Raw genomic sequence first — 21,789 nt, forward strand, 5'->3', positions numbered from 1 at the left:
TTTGAATTTTATTTCTAAAAGACGGAAGTCTAATTTCTGCAAAGAAAACCGTCATTCAAAGTGAATGTATCCCTTACAATTCACTTTAAAAAACACCAAGAAACATTCTTGGTTCCATTACATTTTTTTAGAAAAAAATTAAACCGATTAACCAATAATACCTATGAAAAAAGATTATCTGTATTGCTACATTCTATTGCTATTTTCCATCACTGCATTTTCGCAAACGATCAATATCAGTGAACGCTACCAAGAACATTTTAAAGCTTCTGAAGACGAAGCCATATTTGTCCACCTCAACAAAACCAGCTATTTAGCTGGCGAAGAAATATGGTTTAAAAGCTATATTTTTAACAAGCGAAACGAAGAAATTTCAGAAGTATCTACAAACTTGTACATAGGTTTGTATGATGAAGATGGCAAACAACTTTCAAAAAAATTATTTCGCATTCGCAGAGGATTAACCAATGGAAATCTTGCACTCGACAAAGACCTCAACTCAGGAACATATTATATAAAAGCGGCAACACAATACATGGTTGACGAAAAATCTACAGAAGTTTTTATTGAAGAAATCACGATTTACGGAGAAAACATTCCGCCACAAAAAATACAAGATGCCGCAGATATAAAATACGACATTCAGTTTTTGCCTGAAGGCGGACATATTGTAAAAGATGTTGAAAATACCATTGCTTTCAAAGCCATGAATAGCGAAGGTAAAGGCGTGTATGTAAATGGAATTATCTATGACGAAAACAACAACGAAATTACAACGTTTGAAAGTAATAATTATGGTTTTGGAACCTTTACACTTTCACCAAAAACAAATAACATATTCAAAGCAAAGACCACATTTAAAGAAGATATTACTCATGCAAAGCTACTTCCCAAAGTAGAAAATACTGGAATTGTTGTACAAGTAGACAACATTCAAAAAGACAGTGTAAAAATAGCTTTCAACACAAATCCAGAAACATTGCGCAGCATAGTTTCTAAAAAATACACCATACTCATTCATAAAGACGGATTGTCGCGTTCTATGCCTTTTTCATTTAAAAACACAGAAAAAGTAGACTTATTAATTGCTCGCAACAGATTATTTAATGGTGTAAATACAATCACATTATTTGATGGCAAAACGCCCATTTTAGAACGTTTATTCTTCAACAGAAAAATAGTAAAGAATCTCTCTGTCATGGTTAAAAAGATAAAAACAGAAAAAGATTTTTCTAAGTTTTCCATGTATTTAGTGAAAAACAAGCCTAGAATTCAAGAAGCCAATGTCAGTATTTCTATCTTACCAGAAACGACAGAAGCTTACAATCCTGCGCATAATATTTTTTCAAGCTTCTACTTAAAACCGTATGTTCGAGGCGAAATTGAGAACCCAAAATATTACTTCCCAAACAATACAAAAACCAAAAGAAAGGCACTCGATGCACTACTAATTACGCAAGGTTGGAGTAAATATGATTGGACAGCCATTTTTCAAGACAAACCCAAAGAACCAATTGCTGCAAAAGGAATAGTGATTAGAGGAACTGTAAACTTTCCAACAAAACGTGTAAAAGGAATGTTTTTACACGACACAAAAGATTTGCCCGCACAATACATTCCTATTGATAGGGAACGAAAGTTTGTAATTTATGGTTTATACCCTGAAGCTGATGAAAAACTCCGTTTCTCATATATCAATCACAAAAAAGAATTCTTAAAACCAAAACTCTATTTGCGCTATAATGTGAGCGACAAAAAGGATGAAATTTCAGAAAACATGAATATTGATCGTTCTTTTTTAAACAAAAACAATATTTTCATGCTTCCTGATAATTTTTTCCCTAAAGATGCTGAAGATTTATACGCAGTTCACCTAAAAGCTACGAATAACAAAAAAAGACAGAAGCGAGATCCAATGATGTTCAATGGTAGAGAAACAAAAATTGGAATGGAAGAATATGCGAGATATACAAGAATTGGAACTTTTCTTCAAAATAATGGCTTTGATGTCATTGAAGATTTAGGACTAGGAAAAATGATTATTTTGTCTAGAAGACCTTTAACTCTTGGAAATTTGGCGCCTAAAAAACCAAAACCAGAACGCCCTAGATTACCTGGACCAACTTCTCCTAATGGAGCATCTGGATCAAACACTGGCACAAATGCAAACGCTCCTTCATCGAAACCGTCTGCAGCGGCTGGTGGCGGAACTGGCGTAGAACCATTGGTTTTTCTTGACGATACGCCTTTAACTGATTTCCATATTTTAGCTAACTTTTCAATGGCTAATGTAGAACGAATTATTATTGACAAAACTGGAATAGGATACGGAATGCGAGGAACTGGCGGCGTGATCAAAATTTATACAAGACAAACTCCATTAACACCAAGCGCGAGAACACGTAGAGATTCTTATGTAAATCAAACACCACCAATTGGTTTTAGTGTCGCAAAAGAATATTACGAACCAAAATACCGTTCTTTCACAGATAAAACGTATCTTAATTATGGAACAATTGGTTGGAGACCAAACAATACAATTCCAAGAAGAGGACCTTTTAACTTTATCGTACAACATAGAAATGCTAAAGCAATTACGATGTATATTGAAGGTGTTTCTAAAGATGGAAGCCTGATTTCGGAAAAAAGAACCATTACAATACAAGATGATGATGAATAACAAACGTTTACATTTTCACCTAAAAAAAAGTCACTACGCAATGTGTTTATTGTTAGTGATGTCATGGAATATGTTTTCACAAACAGACGTTTCTATTGGTGAACGCTATCAAGAATATTTCAAAGTTTCTGATGATGAAACTATATTTATTCACCTTAACAAAACCACATACTTGGCAGGTGAAGAAATATGGTTTAAAAGTTACATTCTAAATAAACGAAACGAAGAAATTTCACGTGCTTCTACTAATTTATATATAGGCTTATACAATCATGACGGCAAGCAGGTTTCTAAAAAACTATTCCGCATTCGCAACGGATTGACGAATGGAAATCTTGAACTTGACAACAAAATAAATTCAGGAAAGTATTATATAAAAGCGGCAACACAGCAGATGATTGACCAACAATCTACAGAAGTTTTTATAGAAGAAATTACAATTTACGGAAGCAACTATACCACTGAAAAAACTGACGATTCATCAACTACGACATACGATATTCAGTTTTTACCCGAAGGTGGACATTTAGTAAAAGATGTTGAAAATACCATTGCTTTTAAAGCCATCAGTAAAGACGGAAAAGGCGTGTATGCAACTGGAATTATTTATAACGAAAATAATGAAGAAGTAACCACATTTGAAAGTAACAATTATGGTTTTGGAACTTTTAAACTTTTGCCCAAAGCGAATGCTAATTTCAACGCAAAAATCACTTTTAAAGAGGAAACTACCAGTCAAAAAACACTACCAAAGGTGGAAAACACTGGAATTGTAGTTCAGGTAGATAATATTCAGAAAGACAGTATAAAAATAGCTTTCAACACAAATTCAGAAACATTACGGAGTATTATTTCTAAAAAATACACCATTCTGATTCATAAAGATGGTTTGTCACGCTCAATGCCGTTTTCTTTTAAAAACACAGAAAAAGTAAACTTATCAATTGCGCGCAGCAGATTATTTAATGGTGTAAATACTATCACACTATTTGACGGCAAAACACCAATTTTAGAACGTTTATTTTTCAACAGAAAGGTTATCAAAGATCTTTCTGTCATGCTCAAAAAGACAAACACAGAAAAAGATGTTTCACAATTTTCTTTATATCTAGTTAAAAATAAACCCAGAATCAGAGAAGCCAATGTAAGTATTTCTATTTTACCAGCAACTACAGAAGCCTACAATCCGGCGCACAATATATTTTCTAGCTTCTACTTAAAACCATATGTACGCGGTGAAATTGAGAATCCGAAATATTATTTCCCAAACAATACAAAAACCAAAAGAAAAGCACTTGATGCATTATTAATTACGCAAGGTTGGAGCAAATATGATTGGACAGCCATTTTTCAAGATCAACCCAAAAAACCAATTACTGAAAAAGGAATCACAATTAGAGGAACTGTCAATTTTCCAACAAATCGTATTAAAGGAATGTTTTTATATGACACCAGAGATTTGCCTGCACAATACATTCCGATTGATAAAGATCGAAATTTTGTAGTATATGATTTATTTCCAGAAGCTGATGAAAAATTGCGTTTCTCTTATATCAATCATAAAAAAGAATTTTTAAAGCCTAAATTGTATTTACGCTATAATGTAAGTGATGAAGAGGATGAAATTTCAGAAAACATACACATTGATCGTTCATTTTTAAACAAAAACAACATTTTCAGACTTCCAAGCGGTTTCTTCCCAAGTGATGCAGAAGCGTTGGATGCAGTACTTTTAAGTGGCAATAACAATAACGAAAAAAAGGAAACAAGAGATCCGATGATGGTTAACGGTAGAGAAACCAAAATTGGCGTAGACGAATATTTACGGTATCCAAAAATAACGGAACTCATACAAAATAGCGGTTTTGATGTTGTAGAACATCCTTTAAAAGCTACGGCCGTATCTATTTACAGCAGAAAAACACTAACATTACAAAGAAGCAGCAATGGAACTCCTATTCGCCTATCTCCTATTTTATTTGTAGATGATGTGCGAATGAGAAGTTTTGATTTTCTGCGAGATCTTTCGTCTGCGAATGTGGAAAGAGTGATTATTAGTAAAGACGGATTAGGTTATGGAATTGGTGCTAGTGGAGGCGTTATTAAAGTATACACTCGAAAAACGCCATTGACAAAAATCAACAAAACAAGAAAAGATAACTATACCGATGAAACTCCACCTATAGGTTTTAGTGTCGCAAAAGAATATTACGAACCCAAATACCGTTCAGTTACTAGTGACACATATGTAAGGTATGGTGTTATAGATTGGAGACCAAATAACATTGTTCCAAAAAGAGGACCTTTTAACTTTTCTGTAAAACACAAAGACATAAAAGCACTTACCATGTTTATTGAAGGAATTTCTAAAGATGGAAGTTTAATTTCTGAAAAAAGAACCGTTACAATTCAAGAAGAGGAATAGGACTGTTTGATAATTTAAAAAATGTATTCAATGAAGTTTCAAACACGTCTAAAATCTAAAACTCTTCATGTTTTATTTTCCGCTGATAATAGAATGCGGGCAATAAAATCAGTACAAAAAGTGGTTGAATGAAGAAGCGACGTACATAAAACGTTAGCAAATAATCTTCAGCTAAATTGTGTTGAATGAAATAAAAATACAACGCTGCTAAAATCACAAAGGCGACTACATATAAACCAAAAGAGAACTTTAGTACATGTTTATTCTCAAAAGCAATATAAATAATTGCTAAGGAAACAAGCATATTCAATCCGTATCTAAAAACATGATTCAAAAATAACAACCATCCATCGTATGCTGGAATATTTGCTTGTAAATAATCATTTTTAAAGAATGTCAAAAACGGATCATAGAATAACTGGTTTTCAAATGCTCTTATTAACACGAGCAACCCGAAAAGAAATCCAATAACTATATATTTCCAAACTTTTTTCATTTACTTTTTAGAAAATTTCTGAACCCAAAACATCCACAGCAAAAATACCATTCCATAAATAATGGTCGGGAATACAATTTGATGTAGTAAATATTCTTGTTCTGGAAAACGATACAATCCGATACCAAGAATAACAATGCGTACTAAATTTGCCAAGTATACCAATGCGCTTCCAATAAGAATAAATAGTACTGTATTTTTTAAATTCCCAGTAAAGGCAATGACAAAAGTGATAAATAAAATTAATACGCTAATAGAATTGCAACCTTCTACAATACGACCTACATAATTGCCGTGAACCAATAATTTCATTGTAGGCTCCGATTCATGTACAACTACATTTGCTGTATACCCAAAAGTATTAATAATACTTTCTGTTTGATGTGCCACAATACGCGTTATTCCGTCAGGTTCGCCATCAAAATTACTCAAATACAAACTATATACATACGTAAGTATTGCGTATGTGACAAAGAATTTTACAATAAATCCTAAAGCTGATTTGTATTTTTGGATGCTTTCTAACACAATCGTAATTATAGTTCAAAGAGTTACAAACATACTCCAAAACCATTGAAAATATCACATTTTCTGCAATTTTTGTCGGATTCGTTTTTCCATGGACTTTATTAGTGCGTTCATGAAAGATTTTTAGATTTTTTTCGACTATTTTTGCGGAATTAAAAGATAAAAAGAGAATGACATTTACAACATATAAACCCGAAATTGAAAAGATTATAGCAAACACTGAACTCTCTGTGAATGATCGCATGACAAAAATCTGCGAATTATTACAAGAAAATATTGCACACTATGATTGGGTTGGATTTTATTTTAAAAATGGCGACAAACCAGAGCTAAAACTGAGAGCATTTGCTGGCGAGCCAACAGATCATACCATTATTCCTTTCGGAAAAGGAATTTGCGGACAAGTAGCAGTTTCTAATGAAAACTTCTTAGTTCCTGATGTAAAAGCACAAGATAATTACATTGCATGTAGTATTCATGTAAAAGCAGAAATTGTAATTCCTTTGTTTGTCAACGGAGAAAACATTGGCCAAATTGATATTGATTCACACACACCAGATCCTTTCACAAAAGAAGACGAAGAGTTCTTGGAGTTTATCAATGCAAAAGTTGCGGAGATACTTTCTTAGGAAGTTTTAAAATATAAGAGTACGATAAATATATTCTCCAACAATGTTTTCATTGAAAACCAAACATAAATCTTGATGCTATTTCTTACTTAAAAACATAACGAATAAAAAGAATTTCGTTTGTATACAAAGTACGTAATCCATACATTAGAAGCATGAAAAAATGGGTGTTCGTTATATTACTTTTTAGTTTAACAAACTGTTCAAAAGACACCAACCCTGTGTTGGATAATGCTATAAATTTTGAATTAGGCATCTCTTTTCCGCCTGTTGCAAATGAAGAACAGCGTACATTTACCGCACCTCTTTTAGACGAATTAAATGTACACAACATTCGTATTGGTGAAGAATGGCGCTTCAGAGAAGTTACGGAAGACAACTACAATTGGGCACCACTTGACAACCGAATTGAATGGGCAGAAAATAATAATATAAATGTGTTACTAACTATTCAATCTAACGGTCCAGATTGGGCATGCAGTGCTGTACAGAATGAAAACTCCTGTGTATTTAACGACAATCAAAAGTTTAAAAATTATATAGAACAATTAGTTCAACGATACGCCAATAGAATTTCTAAAATACAATTTGGAAACGAATGGCAAACCAATTTTTGGTATGCTGGCTCAGCACAAGAATTTGTAACGGCTAGCAATATTGTTTACAATGCCATTCAACAATACTCTCCAACAACCAAATTTGTTCTTGGCGGATTTACTACAATATCATTGCGATTTTTAGCAGGATGCAATGAATTAATTGATGAGTTTTTTGATGATGAAGGCATTCTGTACAATCGTGCTTTTTTAGATCAAAATTGCAATAATGCTGAATTTATCGCTGTAAAAAACCGTATTGAGTACGTGTTAGAAAATGCTTTATACGATGAAGTAGACATCCATTTGTACGATGATGCTGAAAACTGGACTGTATACGTTGAGAATTTTCAAAGCATGGTGAACAAACCTATTATTGTTACAGAATTTGGCGGACCGAACGTAAATATTGAACCAACCTCAGAAGCATATCAAGCAGAACGATTGGAATTGTATGTTCAAGTTATTAATAATTTACCTATTACAGAAGCCTATTTTTTCAAGCTTGTAGAAGGTAGCAACAATCCTGCTCATGCTGAATCAGGACTCATTAATAATCCTGAATTAACTAAAAAGCAAAACTTTTTTAGTTTTAAGAATATTACGAACTAAAATAACAAGTCATAAAAATACATAACCAAAAAGAGTGGATTCAAACATGGAAAAAAATACAATCATAGAAGTCGAAAAAACACTTTTAAACGCAATGAAAGATTGTGATGTTAACAAGCTAGACGAATTACTCCATGAAGAACTACTTTTTACGATACCTAATGGTGAAACCATTACAAAAGCTATGGATTTGGAAACATATCGTTTGGGAAATATGACAATTGATGAAATTACATCTTCTGATCAAAAAATAAATGTGATTCAAGACAATGCGATTGTTTCAGTTATTATTGAAATGAAAGGGAAATTCTTTGATTATCCTCTTGATGGAAAATATAAAATCATCCGTATATGGAAATTAGTTGATAATAAACTCAAAGTGATCGCAGGAAGTAGTATAAAATTAGAAGAAAACAATGATTCAAGTGATAAAACATAAAGTTAAAGTTGACAATTAAGAATCTGACAATGTTTATAAACGAAGCTTCATATACGAATTTTTGATATTTGTATGAAGTAATCTTAATTCAAGCTAAAATTCTCAATTATTTATCGTTAGAAGAACGTGTTTTTTATGTGTTAATTATTACTTTTGCAGCTTCACAACAACACATTTAAACAACACAACTCGAATGAATTCCCAGAAACAAGCAAAATCAGCTTTAATTTCGGTTTTTAGCAAAGACGGATTGGCTCCAATCGTAGAAAAACTGCATGCATTAGGTATTACAATTTACTCTACTGGAGGAACAGAAAAATTTATCAAAGATCAAGGTATTCCTGTAGTTCCTGTAGAAGATGTAACTTCATATCCTTCTATTTTAGGTGGACGTGTAAAAACATTACATCCAAAAGTATTTGGAGGCATCTTAAATCGTCAAAACAATGAAAGTGATGTTGCCGAATTGGCACAATATGAAATTCCGCAAATTGACATCGTCATTGTAGATTTATATCCGTTCGAAAAAACGGTTGCTTCAGGCGCAAGCGAACAAGATATTATTGAAAAAATTGATATCGGAGGAATTTCATTAATTAGAGCAGCTGCAAAAAACTTTGCGGATGTACTTTGTGTTTCTTCTGTAGACGATTATGGAAACTTTTTAAACTTACTTGAAACGCAAGAAGGAACATTCTCTGTAGAAGATAGAAAAGCATTTGCTGCCAAAGCTTTCAATGTATCTTCGCATTACGACACAGCTATTTTCAACTATTTCAATCAAGACAATTCAATTGCGGCATTGAAAGTAAGTGAAACGAAAGGAAAAGTATTGCGTTATGGAGAAAATCCACATCAAAAAGGATTCTTCTTCGGAAACTTTGACGAAATGTTTGAAAAGCTTCACGGAAAAGAATTAAGTTATAACAACTTGCTAGACGTGGATGCAGCAGTAAACTTAATGAACGAGTTTACAAACGACGATCCTACATTTGCAATTTTAAAACATAACAACGCTTGTGGTTTTGCAACACGCGCTACCATACATGAAGCGTATGTAGATGCGTTAGCAGGAGATCCTGTTTCTGCTTTTGGCGGAATATTAATTGCAAATACCAATATTGACAAAGCAACTGCAGACGAAATTCACAAATTATTCTGTGAAGTAGTAATTGCCCCATCCTATGATGAAGATGCTTTAAAAGTATTAAAAGGAAAGAAAAACAGAATCATCTTAATTCAAAATGAAGTAACATTGCCTGAAACACAAGTTCGCACGTGTTTAAATGGTGTATTAGTTCAGGATAAAGATGGAAAAACTGATGTAGTTGAAGATTTAACATATTCAACAAACAATAAACCAACAGATGCTCAGTTAGAAGATTTACTATTCGCTTCCAAATTATGCAAGCACACAAAATCAAACACCATTGTTTTAGTAAAAAACAAACAATTATGTGCTAGCGGAACTGGACAAACAAGTAGAGTTGATGCATTAAATCAATCTATAGTAAAAGCCAATAGTTTCAATTTTGATTTAAACGGAGCCGTAATGGCGAGTGATGCATTTTTCCCGTTTCCAGACTGTGTAGAAATTGCAGATAAAGCAGGAATTAAAGCGGTAATTCAACCTGGAGGATCTATTAAAGACCAATTAAGTATCGATTATTGCAATGCAAATGAAATTGCAATGGTATTTACTGGCGCAAGACACTTTAAACATTAAAAATTTTATACCTTTGTAATTCATTAATAGCGACTTACAAAAGGTACACAAATAGCAGACATAACACATGGGATTTTTTGATTTCTTAACAGAGGAAATAGCAATAGATTTAGGAACTGCAAACACTTTAATCATTCATAATGATAAAGTGGTTGTTGACAGTCCATCTATTGTCGCCAGGGACAGGATGTCTAACAAAATTATTGCTGTTGGACAGGAAGCTGCCCGAATGCAAGGAAAAACCCATGAGAACATCAAAACGATTCGTCCATTAAAAGATGGTGTCATTGCAGATTTTGATGCTTCTGAAAAAATGATCAGTCTGTTTATAAAAAATATTCCAGCGCTCAAAAAGAAATTATTTCCACCTTCACTTCGTATGGTTATTTGTATTCCATCTGGAATTACAGAAGTAGAAATGCGAGCGGTAAAAGAATCGGCAGAGCGCGTTAATGGAAAAGAAGTTTATTTGATACACGAGCCAATGGCTGCTGCCATTGGTATCGGTGTCGATATCATGCAACCAAAAGGAAACATGATTGTTGATATTGGTGGAGGAACTACTGAAATTGCTGTCATTGCTTTAGGGGGAATTGTTTGTGACAAGTCTGTAAAAGTTGCCGGCGATGTATTTACCAACGATATCGTTTATTACATGCGTACGCAACACAACTTATATGTTGGTGAGCGTACTGCTGAAAAGATTAAAATTCAAATTGGAGCTGCCACAGAAGACTTAGAAGTTCCGCCAGAAGAAATGTCGGTTCAAGGACGTGACTTATTGACTGGAAAACCTAAGCAAGTACAAATCTCATATCGAGAAGTTGCCAAAGCTTTAGACAAATCTATTTTACGTATAGAAGATGCAGTAATGGAAACATTATCGCAAACACCTCCAGAATTAGCTGCAGATATTTACAATACAGGAATTTATCTTGCTGGTGGAGGATCTATGTTACGTGGTTTAGACAAACGTCTTTCTCAAAAAACAGATTTACCAGTATACATTGCTGAAGATCCATTAAGAGCTGTAGTACGTGGAACAGGAATTACCCTGAAAAACTTAAGTAAATTCAAAAGTGTATTAATTGGGAAGAAGAACTAAGTAAGTCATGCAACATATCATTAATTTTCTAATCAAGAATAAAAACTTTATTCTGTTTTTAGTGTTGCTGCTTATTTCTTTAGTTTTTACCATTCAATCACATTCGTATCACAAAAGTAAATTTATCAATTCTGCCAATTGGCTTTCAGGTGGTATTTATGAAAAAGCAAATGGAGTTTCCTCTTATTTTTCATTAGAAGCTGAAAACGAACGATTGATTGAAGAAAACCTTCGACTGAAAAGTATTTTATTCAACAAAAAAGACAGTTTAAGTACGGTTCAGTATATTGACAGTAGCTCCTATCCTACTCACTATTTACTGCGAAGTGCCAAAATCATAAAAAATGATTACTCAGATCGCAACAATATTTTGTTGATAAACAAAGGAGCTTCAGATAGCATTAAAACAGATATGGGCGTTATTACTTCCAATGGAATTATTGGTGTTGTCGATCAAGTTGGTGGAAGTCACGCTACTGTAATTAGTATTTTAAATTCGGTTTATAGTATTAATGCACAATTAAAAAATAATGACAATCATTACGGTTCACTGTCTTGGGACGGAAAAAACCCAAATATTATACAATTGATTGATGTAGAAAAACTAGCTATTATCAAAGAAAGCGATACTATTATTACTGGCGGAAATTCTACATTGTTTCCTAAAGGAATTCCTATTGGAACCATAAAAGACTTTAAACTAAATACTACCAAGAATTTATATGATATAAATGTGCAATTATTTAATGACATGACGAGTTTAGAACATGTGTATATTATTGAAAATTTGCACCGAGAAGAAATTGATAATTTATTAGCTCCTAAAAATTAAATGGGTCCAGTTATTTTTTGGAATAGTGTACGATTTGTCATCGCGGTATTGGCGCAAGTATTGATATGTAATCATATCGACTTCTTGGGATACATCAATCCGTTGGTATACATCTATTTTATTTTTCTATTTCCTTTTAATGCCAATAGAAGTGCATTTCTTGTCATTGCTTTTTTATTAGGTCTTACGGTTGATATGTTTTCAGATTCTGGCGGTGCTCATGCAGCTGCTTGTTTGATCATTGCATACATACGTCCATTTGTATTGCGCTTTGCGTTTGGTATTAGTTACGAACATCAATCGGTAAAGCTTGAAAATACGGCTTTCGGACAACGAATGATGTATATTTCTATCTTAACCATCATTCATCACTTCTTTTTCTTTTTATTAGAAATTTTTAACATTTCTGACATACTTATTATTCTAAGAAATACGTTATTCTTTAGTATCTTTACTATTCTAATCGTCACATTATCAATAACTTTATTTAGTCGTAAAAATTCATGAGGAAACTTTTGTTATACCTTGTCATTATCTCTGTAGGAGTCATTTACACAGGAAGACTCTCATACCTTCAACTGTTTAAAGAAAATGTAGTTGCCACAGATTTTACGAATGATAGTGCTATAAAAACCATTTACGATTATCCTGAACGTGGTTTTATATACGATCGAAACGGAACATTGCTCGTAGCCAATCAACCTTCGTATGATGTAATGGTTATTCCTCGCGAAGTAAAAGCCTTAGACACATTAGAGTTTTGTAATTTTTTACGCATCACTAAAGAAGATTTTTTAAAACGTTTTAAAAAGGCAAAAAGATATTCACGTAGAATTCCTTCCGTATTTGTAGCACAACTAGCTAAGCAAGATTACGCGTATCTTCAAGAAAAAATGCATCGCTACAAAGGGTTTTATATTCAAAAACGATCTATCCGTAATTATCAAACAACTGTTGGAGCTAATGTCTTAGGATTTATAAGCGAAGTAAACAATAGAGATTTAAAAAAGAATCCATACTATTCATCAGGAGAATTGATTGGCAGTACAGGAATTGAAAAATCATATGAAAACGAATTACGCGGTATTAAAGGCGTAAAACGTATTCAAAAAGACATTCATAACAAAGAGTTAGGTTCTTTCGAAAATGGAAAATACGATACGCTTCCTGTTAATGGAAAAGATATTCAAATTACTATTGATAATAAATTACAGGAATACGGTGAAAAACTCATGATTAATAAACGTGGCGGAATCGTTGCTATTGAACCATCTACAGGTGAAATTCTAGCCTTAGTTTCAGCTCCAAGTTACAATCCAAGTTTATTAGTCGGTCGTGAACGTTCTAAAAATTACAACGCTCTATATTACGATTCTATTAGGAAACCAACATACGACAGAACTTTATTAGCTGAATACGCTCCTGGATCTCCTTTTAAAACCTTAAACGCTCTAGTTGCACTACAAGAAGGTGTCATTACGCCAAGCTCAACCTATACGTGTCGCAATGGATATATATATGGAAGAAACGGTCGAAAAATGGGTTGCCACTGCGGAAGTGGAAAACGAGATGTAATTAGCGGTGTTGCCAAATCATGCAATGCCTATTTTGCAAATGCATATCGCCAGTCTATCAATAAATATGATTCACCACGAGAAGGAATGAACGCTTGGGGCAATCATCTTAAAAGTTTTGGTTTAGGTGATTATTTTAGAAACGATCTTTCTACAGGACGAAAAGGAAGAATTCCAACTGGTGATTATTATACAGATACTTATTTTGGACATAATAAATGGCATGTTTTAAATACAATTTCTAATGCTATTGGACAAGGGCAAGTAGAAATGACACCAATTCAATTGGCACATATGACTGCTACAATTGCCAACAGAGGTCATTATTACACACCACATATTATCAAAGCTATTGATGGAAAGCCTATTGAAGATCCGCATTTTACAAAAGCCAAATATACTACAATCGATAAAGAACATTTTGAACCTGTAATTCAGGGAATGCACGATGTATTCAGTATGAAAAAAGGTGGAACTGCAAGACTATTGAATGTTCCTGGAGTTGAAATTTGTGGAAAAACTGGAACGGCTGAAAATTTTGTGAGAATTGATGGTAAAAAAACACAGTTAACGGATGATTCAATTTTTGTAGCCTTTGCGCCAAAAGACAACCCAAAAATTGCGATTGCTGTTTTTGTTGAAAACGGCTATTATGGAGCACGTTGGGCAGGAAAAATTTCTAGCTTAATGATCGAGAAATACTTAAAAGGTGAAATTACTTTGAAAGACATGGAAAAGTTAGTGTTAGAAAAGAGTTTGGAAGATGAATATGCAAAGCCACTAAGCGGAAAACCATTTAAAATTAATGAGTAGAGAAATAAAATTTATCAAAAAAATAGATTGGCTTTCCATGCTACTCTACTTTTTATTAGTTGGAATTGGTTGGATTAACATTTATTCTGCTTCTGTGACAGAAAGTGCTACTGGACTTCTAGACATGAGTCAATTGTACGGAAAGCAGTTATTCTTTATAGGTTCTAGTCTAGTATTAATTATTCTTATTCTTTCTATTGAAGCGAAATTTTACGAACGATTCTCTAGTATCATTTATATCGCTGGGTTACTGAGTTTACTAGGATTAATGGTTCTGGGTAAAAATATAAACGGAGCAACTTCTTGGTATGCAATTGGAAGTTTTACCATTCAACCTTCTGAATTTGCTAAAGTTGCCACTGTACTTGCATTGGCAAAGTTCCTCAGTGATATTCAGACGAATATTAAAGATCTTAATCATCAGTTAATCTCTTTTGCAATCATTTTAACGCCACCAATGCTTATCATGCTACAACCAGATGCTGGTAGTGCTATGGTATATATGGCGTTCTTTTTTGTATTGTATCGTGAAGGTTTGCCGCCAATTTATTTATGGATTGGTTTTTCGTTGGTATTGTTATTCGTCATTACGCTTAAGGTTGGATATATTGTTGCCTCTGTAGCAACACTTATAGTCGGTTTACTGATTATTTTTGTATTCTTCCGACAAGCATTGAAACGTAAAAGAATCAATGCGCTTCTCTCATTAGTGGCTGCAATTAGTTTTATTTTAGCCGTAAATTATATCTTTTACAATGTATTCAAACAACATCATCGCGATCGTTTTACCTTAGTTTTAGGTTTAGAGAAAGATCCCGTAAAGCTTGAGAAGATTCGAAAAACCTTTGGCTTCAACACTAATCAGTCTGAAATTGCTATTGGTTCTGGTGGCTTTTGGGGAAAAGGTTGGCAAAAAGGAACACGCACTAGAGGTGATTTTGTTCCTGAGCAAGACACAGACTACATTTTCACTACTGTTGGAGAAGAATGGGGTTTTATAGGTACAAGCATTGTTATTTTTCTTTTTGTGTTTTTGCTGCTGCGGATTTTACACAGAGCAGAACAACAGAAATCAAAGTTCAGTCGTGTGTATGGCTACAGTGTTGCCGCCATTCTATTTTTTCACTTCGCCATTAATATTGGAATGGTTATAGGATTATTTCCTACTGTTGGAATTCCGCTACCTTTCTTTAGTTATGGTGGTTCAGGACTTTGGGGCTTTACTATTTTACTTTTTATCTTCATAAAGTTAGATGCCAATCGCATTAATGAATGGTAAAGACACAATATATTTCTATATCGTATATTATTTTCTAAAAATTGCTACAGGAATGTTAAGTAAGGAAGAACCTTACTGATCTTTTTATTTGATTTTTTACTTTTTGACAATGTTTAACCAAAAAATTACAAATTATGTTAAAGAGCATTTCAAATTTAGGAATCAAGTTAAGTAAAAAAGAACAACGCCAAATTACAGGTGGGTTTTGGCCTAGAACTGCACAAGCGTGTGCTTTATGTGGTGGAGAATGGGAAGCGCCATTATGCGCATTACCGTACAATTCTCCTTGTATTTAATAACGAAAATAATACTCTCAACAGGCTTACTTGTTGGAGAAAAACTAGAAAAGCGAACAAACGTTCGCTTTCTTTAAATGTCTTTGTTTTATAAATTGAACAATTCAAATTCTTAAAAAGACCTATTCATACTATGTACTTCAAAAATACTTTCTATCTTTAGCTTGACTATATTAAATTTTAATTTCCCCTACCAAAATTGAAATACTTTTTAGATGGAAAACATTATCCTTTCTTTATTAACTAATAATAGTTATTTAGATATTGATCGCGAGCTTTTAAACTTGCAATTATTATCACATCCTGATTATCCGAGTTTAAAAGCAATTACAGATACTTTAGACTATTTTGAAATCGAAAATCTAGCAGCTACGGTTCCAAAAGAAGCTTTATCGCAAATGCCAACCTCTTTTTTAGCACTAATAAAAGCTGAACAAGGAGAAGAAGTTGTACTTGTAAATAAAAAACGTGGCATGATACATCTTGTAAATGCTGAAGAAAAGAAGGAAAAAATTTCTGAAGCAGTATTCACAGAACGTTGGACAGGAACTATAGTCGCAGTAGAAGAACTTGAAAAAAGTGTCAATACAAAATCAATTCAAACAGCATTACCATATTTTATTGTAGCTGCTGTGGCTTCTGCAAATGTAATCTTGAATTTTGATTTTGTATACTTGTTATATACAGCATTAACTCTAGTTGGTTTATACATTAGTATTCTTATTATACGAGAAGATTTAGGCATAAAAAGTAAAGCCGTTGCTAAAGTTTGTGGTGCAATTTCTAAAAATAGTACTTGTGGAGAAGTGATTAATACGAAAGGAAATAAAATTCTTGGTATTATATCATTGAGTGATGCTTCATTTGTATTCTTTGCAGGATTATTTTTAGTTCTGTCTTCTATCGGTTTTGACCATAGTGTTTTACTTGCACTATCGCTTACTGGAATTCCAATTGTGATTTATGCATTATTTAGGCAAGGTTTTGTCTTAAAAAAATGGTGTGCATTGTGTTTATTAATTGCTGGGATTTTAGTGCTACAAACTGCTTTATTACTAGCTACTTTTAATTTTAAATGGTTAGTAGACACTTCATATATTGTAAAATTGATTGGCATTTTTGCTCTTTTATATATTGGATGGAATTATTGTAAATCGTACTGGGAAAGTCACGAAAAATTAGCTACTACTGAAACAGATTTCCTTAAATTCAAACGAAACCCTGAGTTATTTAAAACAATGCTACAGGAACAAAGTGTATTAAATACGAAAGTAATTCCTGAGCAATTACGTGTCGTCTTTGGAAATCCTAATGGAGCGATAAAGTTACAAGGAGTTACCAATCCGTTGTGTGGTTATTGTACAGCTGCTTTTGAAGCGTATGACAAACTTATCAGCACATACGGAGAAGATATTCAGTTAGAATTTATTTTTAATGTCCCTAAAGATGCTGAAAATAAAAGTACCAAAATTGCTTCTCGATTAGTGGATTTATATTTACAAGATCCTAAAAAATCTTATGCAGCATTGCAAGAATGGTTTGCAGATAGAGATATTGATGCATGGCACAAGAAATTTGGAACTTCCGAGAACACAATGGTTTTAGAAGTCTTGGAAGCGCATACAGAATGGTGTAATATTAATGATGTACATTATACACCTGCCAGTATTTTGAATGATAATTTCTTCCCAAAAACATACGAGATTAAAGACTTACCGTTATTTATTCAAGATATAGTATTAGAAACGCAACGAGAAAATTAAGTAACCTTACTAACGTTCTTTTTTATTAATAAGAAGAGAACTAGTTTAAGGTTTTAGTAATTCAGAGTAGCTTCAAACATTGTTAAAGCTATTCTGAATTCTAAGATTTTATATTGTTCTCTATAATATAAGGATGAACATAGCTATTGTATTTTTTATATTTCTTCCAGTATAATATCAACACAATAGCAATTATATCAAGTAGTATAAACACAATACTTCCTTCAGGTCCAAAGATTCCACCAGTTAATAAATTGTTTGGCATTTCTACACTAATGATAGATGCTTTTGCAATATTACCGCTAATAGGAAATCCAAAAACAGCACCTTGAACAAGATTCCATGAAAAATGCATTCCTATTGACATTCCTAAGCGTCCAGTTATTAAAAAAGGCAGACACATCATCATTGCATCGAGTCCTAAATTTACAGTTGACATTATAGTAGCACCTTCATTACTTATATGAGCAATTCCAAATAAAGGAGCTATAATAATGAGTATTAAAAATGCTCTTTTCGTAGGATCTTTTTTAATGATACTTAAAGCTTCAAAAGCTATATAAAAAAGGAAAGCTCTAAAAAATATTTCTTCAACACTACTTCCTACAATCAAACCAAACATCTCCGAAAAGAAACCTTCCCAAAAAGAATAATCAAAAGTGTAATTAACTGAATCTACAGTAAAGAAATCTACAATTTTTAGATTCCCAGTGAGATACATTAGCAAAAAAAATATCGATAGTTGAACAAGCGAGATTATTGTTCCCACAAAGAACTCTTTGATCCAAACTTTATTAATTTTTAGTCCATACTTTTTAAAAGACGATTTATCTAAAAAATTTATTTGCACAAATAGACTCAATACTACTGATATGAGATATATAGAAGCTGAGATAATTCCTCTTAAAAGGCTCTGGTTTAACACTTCTTGTAATAATATTTGTAATGGAATATTTATTAAAAATGTAATGACAAGAAAAAGTAACAAACGCCATATAGGACGAATTCTATCTCTTGAATTGAAAATAATGTTACGCATACTTAAACTGGTTTCTAATGATTGATGATAAATTCAATCGCAAGATAAGTGCGTTACTTTTTTTAAAATAGAATGAAATTAGCCACTTATTCGAATATTAAAACTTTCGAATATTCTTAGGATTATACCCTATATACATTTTAAATATTCTTATCATATGGCTATGATCTGAAAAACCACAAGTAAAAGCGATCTCGGTAATTGGCATGTCTGTATGAAATAAGAAATGCAATGCTCTTTCCACTTTCACCTTTCTCATATAATCTCCCAATGTACCATTATAGTATTTTTTAAAATATTTAGAAATGGTTACAGGATGTACGTTTAATGTCAATGCTAATTCGTCTAAGGAAATAAACTCGTTCCAACGATCTTCAATTATTTCTTTTAACTGTGTCATCCAAATTGGCTTTTTGGAAGTTGTTTTATTTTTAGTAAATAATGATTTCATGGAAAGCTGAATAGCATCTAAAGTATACACATCATTAATTTGCAATTCATTATAGATTTGTATGAGATCTAAGTACGCTCCAATGTTTCTATTTTCTATTAACTCTAAATCATTAAAATTTAAGTCATTTTTAGAAAAGAAATCATTTTTTAGTTCCAAATTAAGATTCTTTGAAGGAAAAGAAGTGAATCTATTTCTATGAATTTCACCTTGATTATAAGCAATGATTTTCCCTGAAGATACTTGTGTATCTTTTCTTTTTCTGGACTCTAAATTTCCTCCTTGAAGAATTAGGGATAAGTGTATATCTTCATGCGAATGCCACTCTTCGGAAACAGGTCCACTGTAGTTAACTAAAGAAATGGAACAAAAGTCTAGATGAAACTTCTCATTAGTTGTCCCTAAAAAAGTATTATATTTTAATTTCAATGTTATTCTGCTAAATTACTATCTAAAACTCCATTGCTTGTAAGTATTCATAGCTTCTAATTTGTTTTCTTTTGCATCTTCTAAACCTGGAAAGAAGTCAATTCCAGTACGTTTTTCTATTTCATCTACCGATACTACAAATTCATATAATGGTTTGTTAGAGTCTTTGTGAGGTATCAAGAAAGCAATGACTTTTGTAGTACCGCCCGAATTATCAAGCAATATTTTATAGAAGTAATTAGGAACAGCGACATCTTCATTTCCAATAGCTTTGAGTCCGTTCTCTAAAATTCCGCCTGTAACAACATATACACCATCGTATTTTTTTGCCCAATAACGTACTTTTTGCTCCAATCTATTCCAAACACCTGCATTAAAAGCATGTTTTTGTGGTGAAATATTACTAGTTAAAAAAGTTTCTGTAAATGCCGCTTTGCTATACTTTCTATCGGCTGCAGGACATAAATGACCACGATCATATCCTGATTTTTTGTAGTTTCGCCAATGTGCTGATTCAGTTTTTACAGCATCATCTTGTTCAAAATAAGGTCGCTTAAAATCTGTATACACAACTTGATTTTTTTTCAATTCATACGCAACCCATTCTGCTTGTTCAAAATCTTCATTGTACGATAATGAATATCCTTCATGATGCACAATTTGTCCTGTCGTTGAATTTGGCAAGTAATAGTTGTTTGTTAACGGTTTTGGCTTGCTGTCTGTTGTTTGCTTTTTTGTTCCGTGAATTTCGACTTGAGGATCGTAGGTATTTGTCGATTGGTTTTCTCCGTATTTTTCATATACAATAAACGCAGCACCAATCAGTAATACTAATAAAGGATATATTTTATTTCGTTTCATTTCGACTTCGCTCAATATAGCGACTTAATTTTTTATCTCAACTTTACTCGATGTTTATTATTCGAATAAAATACTTTCTAATTTATAATTTACGTATTAATTTTTCACATCCAAAGCATCACGCAGCGCATTTCCAACAAGCATGAAAGCCATAACTAAACTCATAATGGCAATACCTGGGATTATAGCTAAATACGGTTTTCCTAAAATGATATAACTGTAGTGATCTTTTATCATTGCTCCCCAACTTGGCATTGGTGGTTGCGCTCCTATTCCAAGAAAACTTAAGCCACTTTCTATTAAAATAGCAGCTGCAAAATTCGCTGCTGATATTACAATAACTGGCGCCATAATGTTTGGTAAAATGTGCTTTGTAATGATTCTAAAGTCATGATATCCTAAAGCGCGTGCTGCTGTTACGTATTGCATCCGTTTAACACTCAATACTTGTCCTCGTACGATTCTTGCAACCTCAACCCACATCGTTAATCCAACAGCAACAAAGACTTGCCAAAAACCTTTTCCAAGCGTCAATGTAATTGCAATAACTAGTAACAAAGTCGGAATAGACCAAGTAACATTGATAATCCACATAATTGCGGCATCTACTCTTCCTTCAAAATAACCAGCCAAAGCACCTAACGAGATTCCTATGAGTAATGAAATAAATACCGCAACAAAACCTATGGTGAACGAGATTCGCATCCCAATCAACATTCTACTGAGTACATCTCTACCATATTTATCAGTTCCTAAACGAAATGTTTTTTGCTGAATGAATTGTGTTGGAATTTTTGCTACTTCGGTTCCTTCTGGAAAGGAATTCAGTAGAATTTCTTTTTCGATTCCTTCTATTGCTCCATCTGAATATTCAGTGACAAAAAGCTTATTATCATCTACTCTGTACGTTGAAATTGGAGTTTCTATCGCTGTATTTTCTTTTCCAAAAAAAAGTGCATCTACAAAACTTTGTTCTTCTTTTTCTTTCGAAGGAATCGTTAACATTTGCACAGAAAACCCAGGTTTTTTTGAGTGAATTGACAAATGCATTTGATTCGCATTCTTTGTATCATCTGGAGCAAATACGTAGGCAAAAATTACAATGAAAGCACAGATTACAATAAAGCTAAAACTCAAAACGCCCCAAAAATTCTTTTTAAATTTCTGGAGCGCTAATCTTGTTAGTGAATTTGAGTTTTTACTCATTTATATTTTT

Annotated in this window: 19 protein-coding genes; 13 read left to right on the forward strand and 6 right to left on the reverse strand. The window is 32.8% G+C overall.

Annotated features, from left to right (window positions below; genetic code table 11):
* Window positions 1–163 precede the first annotated feature (163 nt).
* Together ACOQOS_RS11010 and ACOQOS_RS11015 are read left to right on the forward strand one after the other, a co-directional pair.
* Window positions 164–2,680, forward strand: coding sequence for a hypothetical protein (locus ACOQOS_RS11010; RefSeq protein ID WP_420575020.1), 2,517 nt, complete (start codon window positions 164–166; stop codon window positions 2,678–2,680).
* Between the two features lie 40 nt (window positions 2,681–2,720).
* The gene (locus ACOQOS_RS11015; RefSeq protein ID WP_420575021.1) at window positions 2,721–5,105 is read left to right on the forward strand and encodes a hypothetical protein; all 2,385 of its coding nucleotides are present in this window, start codon (window positions 2,721–2,723) and stop codon (window positions 5,103–5,105) included.
* Window positions 5,106–5,160: 55 nt separating this feature from the next.
* Here the strand turns inward: ACOQOS_RS11015 and ACOQOS_RS11020 are convergent, their stop codons facing one another.
* A complete protein-coding gene (locus ACOQOS_RS11020) occupies window positions 5,161–5,601 on the reverse strand; it encodes an exosortase F system-associated membrane protein (RefSeq protein WP_420575022.1) in 441 nt (146 codons plus the stop codon).
* Entirely contained in the window at window positions 5,602–6,129 is a 528-nt protein-coding gene (gene xrtF, locus ACOQOS_RS11025) for an exosortase family protein XrtF (RefSeq protein ID WP_420575023.1), read from the reverse strand.
* Window positions 6,130–6,299: 170 nt separating this feature from the next.
* Between xrtF and ACOQOS_RS11030 the strand changes: the two genes are divergently transcribed.
* The 11 genes from ACOQOS_RS11030 to ACOQOS_RS11080 all read left to right on the forward strand — a co-directional run bounded on the left by ACOQOS_RS11030 (window position 6,300) and on the right by ACOQOS_RS11080 (window position 17,793).
* The gene (locus ACOQOS_RS11030; RefSeq protein ID WP_420575024.1) at window positions 6,300–6,758 is read left to right on the forward strand and encodes a GAF domain-containing protein; all 459 of its coding nucleotides are present in this window, start codon (window positions 6,300–6,302) and stop codon (window positions 6,756–6,758) included.
* Between the two features lie 155 nt (window positions 6,759–6,913).
* Window positions 6,914–7,966, forward strand: coding sequence for a glycosyl hydrolase (locus ACOQOS_RS11035; protein WP_420575025.1), 1,053 nt, complete (start codon window positions 6,914–6,916; stop codon window positions 7,964–7,966).
* A gap of 46 nt (window positions 7,967–8,012) precedes the next feature.
* The gene (locus ACOQOS_RS11040; RefSeq protein ID WP_420575026.1) at window positions 8,013–8,405 is read left to right on the forward strand and encodes a nuclear transport factor 2 family protein; all 393 of its coding nucleotides are present in this window, start codon (window positions 8,013–8,015) and stop codon (window positions 8,403–8,405) included.
* A 193-nt stretch (window positions 8,406–8,598) separates the two neighbouring features.
* Window positions 8,599–10,131: a bifunctional phosphoribosylaminoimidazolecarboxamide formyltransferase/IMP cyclohydrolase gene (gene purH, locus ACOQOS_RS11045; RefSeq protein WP_420575027.1), complete on the forward strand. Its 1,533-nt coding sequence runs from the start codon at window positions 8,599–8,601 to the stop codon at window positions 10,129–10,131.
* Between the two features lie 67 nt (window positions 10,132–10,198).
* Complete coding sequence (locus tag ACOQOS_RS11050; protein WP_405302835.1) at window positions 10,199–11,236, forward strand: rod shape-determining protein; 1,038 nt, start codon at window positions 10,199–10,201, stop codon at window positions 11,234–11,236.
* Between the two features lie 7 nt (window positions 11,237–11,243).
* Window positions 11,244–12,068: a rod shape-determining protein MreC gene (gene mreC, locus ACOQOS_RS11055; RefSeq protein ID WP_420575028.1), complete on the forward strand. Its 825-nt coding sequence runs from the start codon at window positions 11,244–11,246 to the stop codon at window positions 12,066–12,068.
* A complete protein-coding gene (locus ACOQOS_RS11060) occupies window positions 12,069–12,575 on the forward strand; it encodes a rod shape-determining protein MreD (RefSeq protein WP_420575029.1) in 507 nt (168 codons plus the stop codon).
* Complete coding sequence (gene mrdA, locus ACOQOS_RS11065; protein WP_420575030.1) at window positions 12,572–14,455, forward strand: penicillin-binding protein 2; 1,884 nt, start codon at window positions 12,572–12,574, stop codon at window positions 14,453–14,455. The genes ACOQOS_RS11060 and mrdA overlap by 4 nt, the downstream gene beginning before the upstream one ends.
* Complete coding sequence (rodA, locus tag ACOQOS_RS11070) at window positions 14,448–15,734, forward strand: rod shape-determining protein RodA (protein ID WP_420575031.1); 1,287 nt, start codon at window positions 14,448–14,450, stop codon at window positions 15,732–15,734. Before mrdA ends, rodA begins: the two co-directional genes overlap by 8 nt.
* A gap of 134 nt (window positions 15,735–15,868) precedes the next feature.
* Window positions 15,869–16,030 (forward strand): hypothetical protein, encoded by a 162-nt coding sequence (locus tag ACOQOS_RS11075; RefSeq protein WP_420575032.1) that lies wholly within the window; start codon window positions 15,869–15,871, stop codon window positions 16,028–16,030.
* Window positions 16,031–16,245: 215 nt separating this feature from the next.
* Window positions 16,246–17,793, forward strand: coding sequence for a vitamin K epoxide reductase family protein (locus tag ACOQOS_RS11080; protein WP_420575033.1), 1,548 nt, complete (start codon window positions 16,246–16,248; stop codon window positions 17,791–17,793).
* Between the two features lie 100 nt (window positions 17,794–17,893).
* Here the strand turns inward: ACOQOS_RS11080 and ACOQOS_RS11085 are convergent, their stop codons facing one another.
* The 4 genes from ACOQOS_RS11085 to ACOQOS_RS11100 form a co-directional block, all read right to left on the reverse strand.
* Window positions 17,894–18,832: a CPBP family intramembrane glutamic endopeptidase gene (locus ACOQOS_RS11085; protein ID WP_420575034.1), complete on the reverse strand. Its 939-nt coding sequence runs from the start codon at window positions 18,830–18,832 to the stop codon at window positions 17,894–17,896.
* Window positions 18,833–18,929: 97 nt separating this feature from the next.
* Complete coding sequence (locus tag ACOQOS_RS11090; protein ID WP_420575035.1) at window positions 18,930–19,712, reverse strand: helix-turn-helix transcriptional regulator; 783 nt, start codon at window positions 19,710–19,712, stop codon at window positions 18,930–18,932.
* Window positions 19,713–19,730: 18 nt separating this feature from the next.
* Window positions 19,731–20,573 carry a DNA/RNA non-specific endonuclease gene (locus ACOQOS_RS11095; RefSeq protein WP_420575036.1) on the reverse strand — a complete coding sequence of 281 codons (843 nt, stop codon included), beginning with the start codon at window positions 20,571–20,573 and terminating at the stop codon, window positions 19,731–19,733.
* 96 nt (window positions 20,574–20,669) lie between these two features.
* Window positions 20,670–21,779, reverse strand: coding sequence for an ABC transporter permease (locus ACOQOS_RS11100; protein WP_420575037.1), 1,110 nt, complete (start codon window positions 21,777–21,779; stop codon window positions 20,670–20,672).
* Window positions 21,780–21,789: the final 10 nt, after the last annotated feature.

Source organism: Kordia sp. (assembly GCF_965224175.1).
In the GTDB taxonomy this organism is placed as follows: domain Bacteria; phylum Bacteroidota; class Bacteroidia; order Flavobacteriales; family Flavobacteriaceae; genus Kordia.

Excerpts from the sequence above, each read along its gene's own strand:
- ACOQOS_RS11010 (WP_420575020.1), top strand. The coding sequence starts at position 164 with ATGAAAAAAGATTATCTGTATTGCTACATTCTATTGCTATTTTCCATC.
- ACOQOS_RS11015 (WP_420575021.1), top strand. The coding sequence starts at position 2,721 with ATGTGTTTATTGTTAGTGATGTCATGGAATATGTTTTCACAAACAGAC.
- ACOQOS_RS11020 (WP_420575022.1), bottom strand. The coding sequence starts at position 5,601 with ATGAAAAAAGTTTGGAAATATATAGTTATTGGATTTCTTTTCGGGTTG.
- ACOQOS_RS11030 (WP_420575024.1), top strand. The coding sequence starts at position 6,300 with ATGACATTTACAACATATAAACCCGAAATTGAAAAGATTATAGCAAAC.
- ACOQOS_RS11035 (WP_420575025.1), top strand. The coding sequence starts at position 6,914 with ATGAAAAAATGGGTGTTCGTTATATTACTTTTTAGTTTAACAAACTGT.
- ACOQOS_RS11040 (WP_420575026.1), top strand. The coding sequence starts at position 8,013 with ATGGAAAAAAATACAATCATAGAAGTCGAAAAAACACTTTTAAACGCA.
- purH (WP_420575027.1), top strand. The coding sequence starts at position 8,599 with ATGAATTCCCAGAAACAAGCAAAATCAGCTTTAATTTCGGTTTTTAGC.
- ACOQOS_RS11050 (WP_405302835.1), top strand. The coding sequence starts at position 10,199 with ATGGGATTTTTTGATTTCTTAACAGAGGAAATAGCAATAGATTTAGGA.
- mreC (WP_420575028.1), top strand. The coding sequence starts at position 11,244 with ATGCAACATATCATTAATTTTCTAATCAAGAATAAAAACTTTATTCTG.
- ACOQOS_RS11060 (WP_420575029.1), top strand. The coding sequence starts at position 12,069 with ATGGGTCCAGTTATTTTTTGGAATAGTGTACGATTTGTCATCGCGGTA.
- mrdA (WP_420575030.1), top strand. The coding sequence starts at position 12,572 with ATGAGGAAACTTTTGTTATACCTTGTCATTATCTCTGTAGGAGTCATT.
- rodA (WP_420575031.1), top strand. The coding sequence starts at position 14,448 with ATGAGTAGAGAAATAAAATTTATCAAAAAAATAGATTGGCTTTCCATG.
- ACOQOS_RS11075 (WP_420575032.1), top strand. The coding sequence starts at position 15,869 with ATGTTAAAGAGCATTTCAAATTTAGGAATCAAGTTAAGTAAAAAAGAA.
- ACOQOS_RS11080 (WP_420575033.1), top strand. The coding sequence starts at position 16,246 with ATGGAAAACATTATCCTTTCTTTATTAACTAATAATAGTTATTTAGAT.
- ACOQOS_RS11085 (WP_420575034.1), bottom strand. The coding sequence starts at position 18,832 with ATGCGTAACATTATTTTCAATTCAAGAGATAGAATTCGTCCTATATGG.
- ACOQOS_RS11095 (WP_420575036.1), bottom strand. The coding sequence starts at position 20,573 with ATGAAACGAAATAAAATATATCCTTTATTAGTATTACTGATTGGTGCT.
- ACOQOS_RS11100 (WP_420575037.1), bottom strand. The coding sequence starts at position 21,779 with ATGAGTAAAAACTCAAATTCACTAACAAGATTAGCGCTCCAGAAATTT.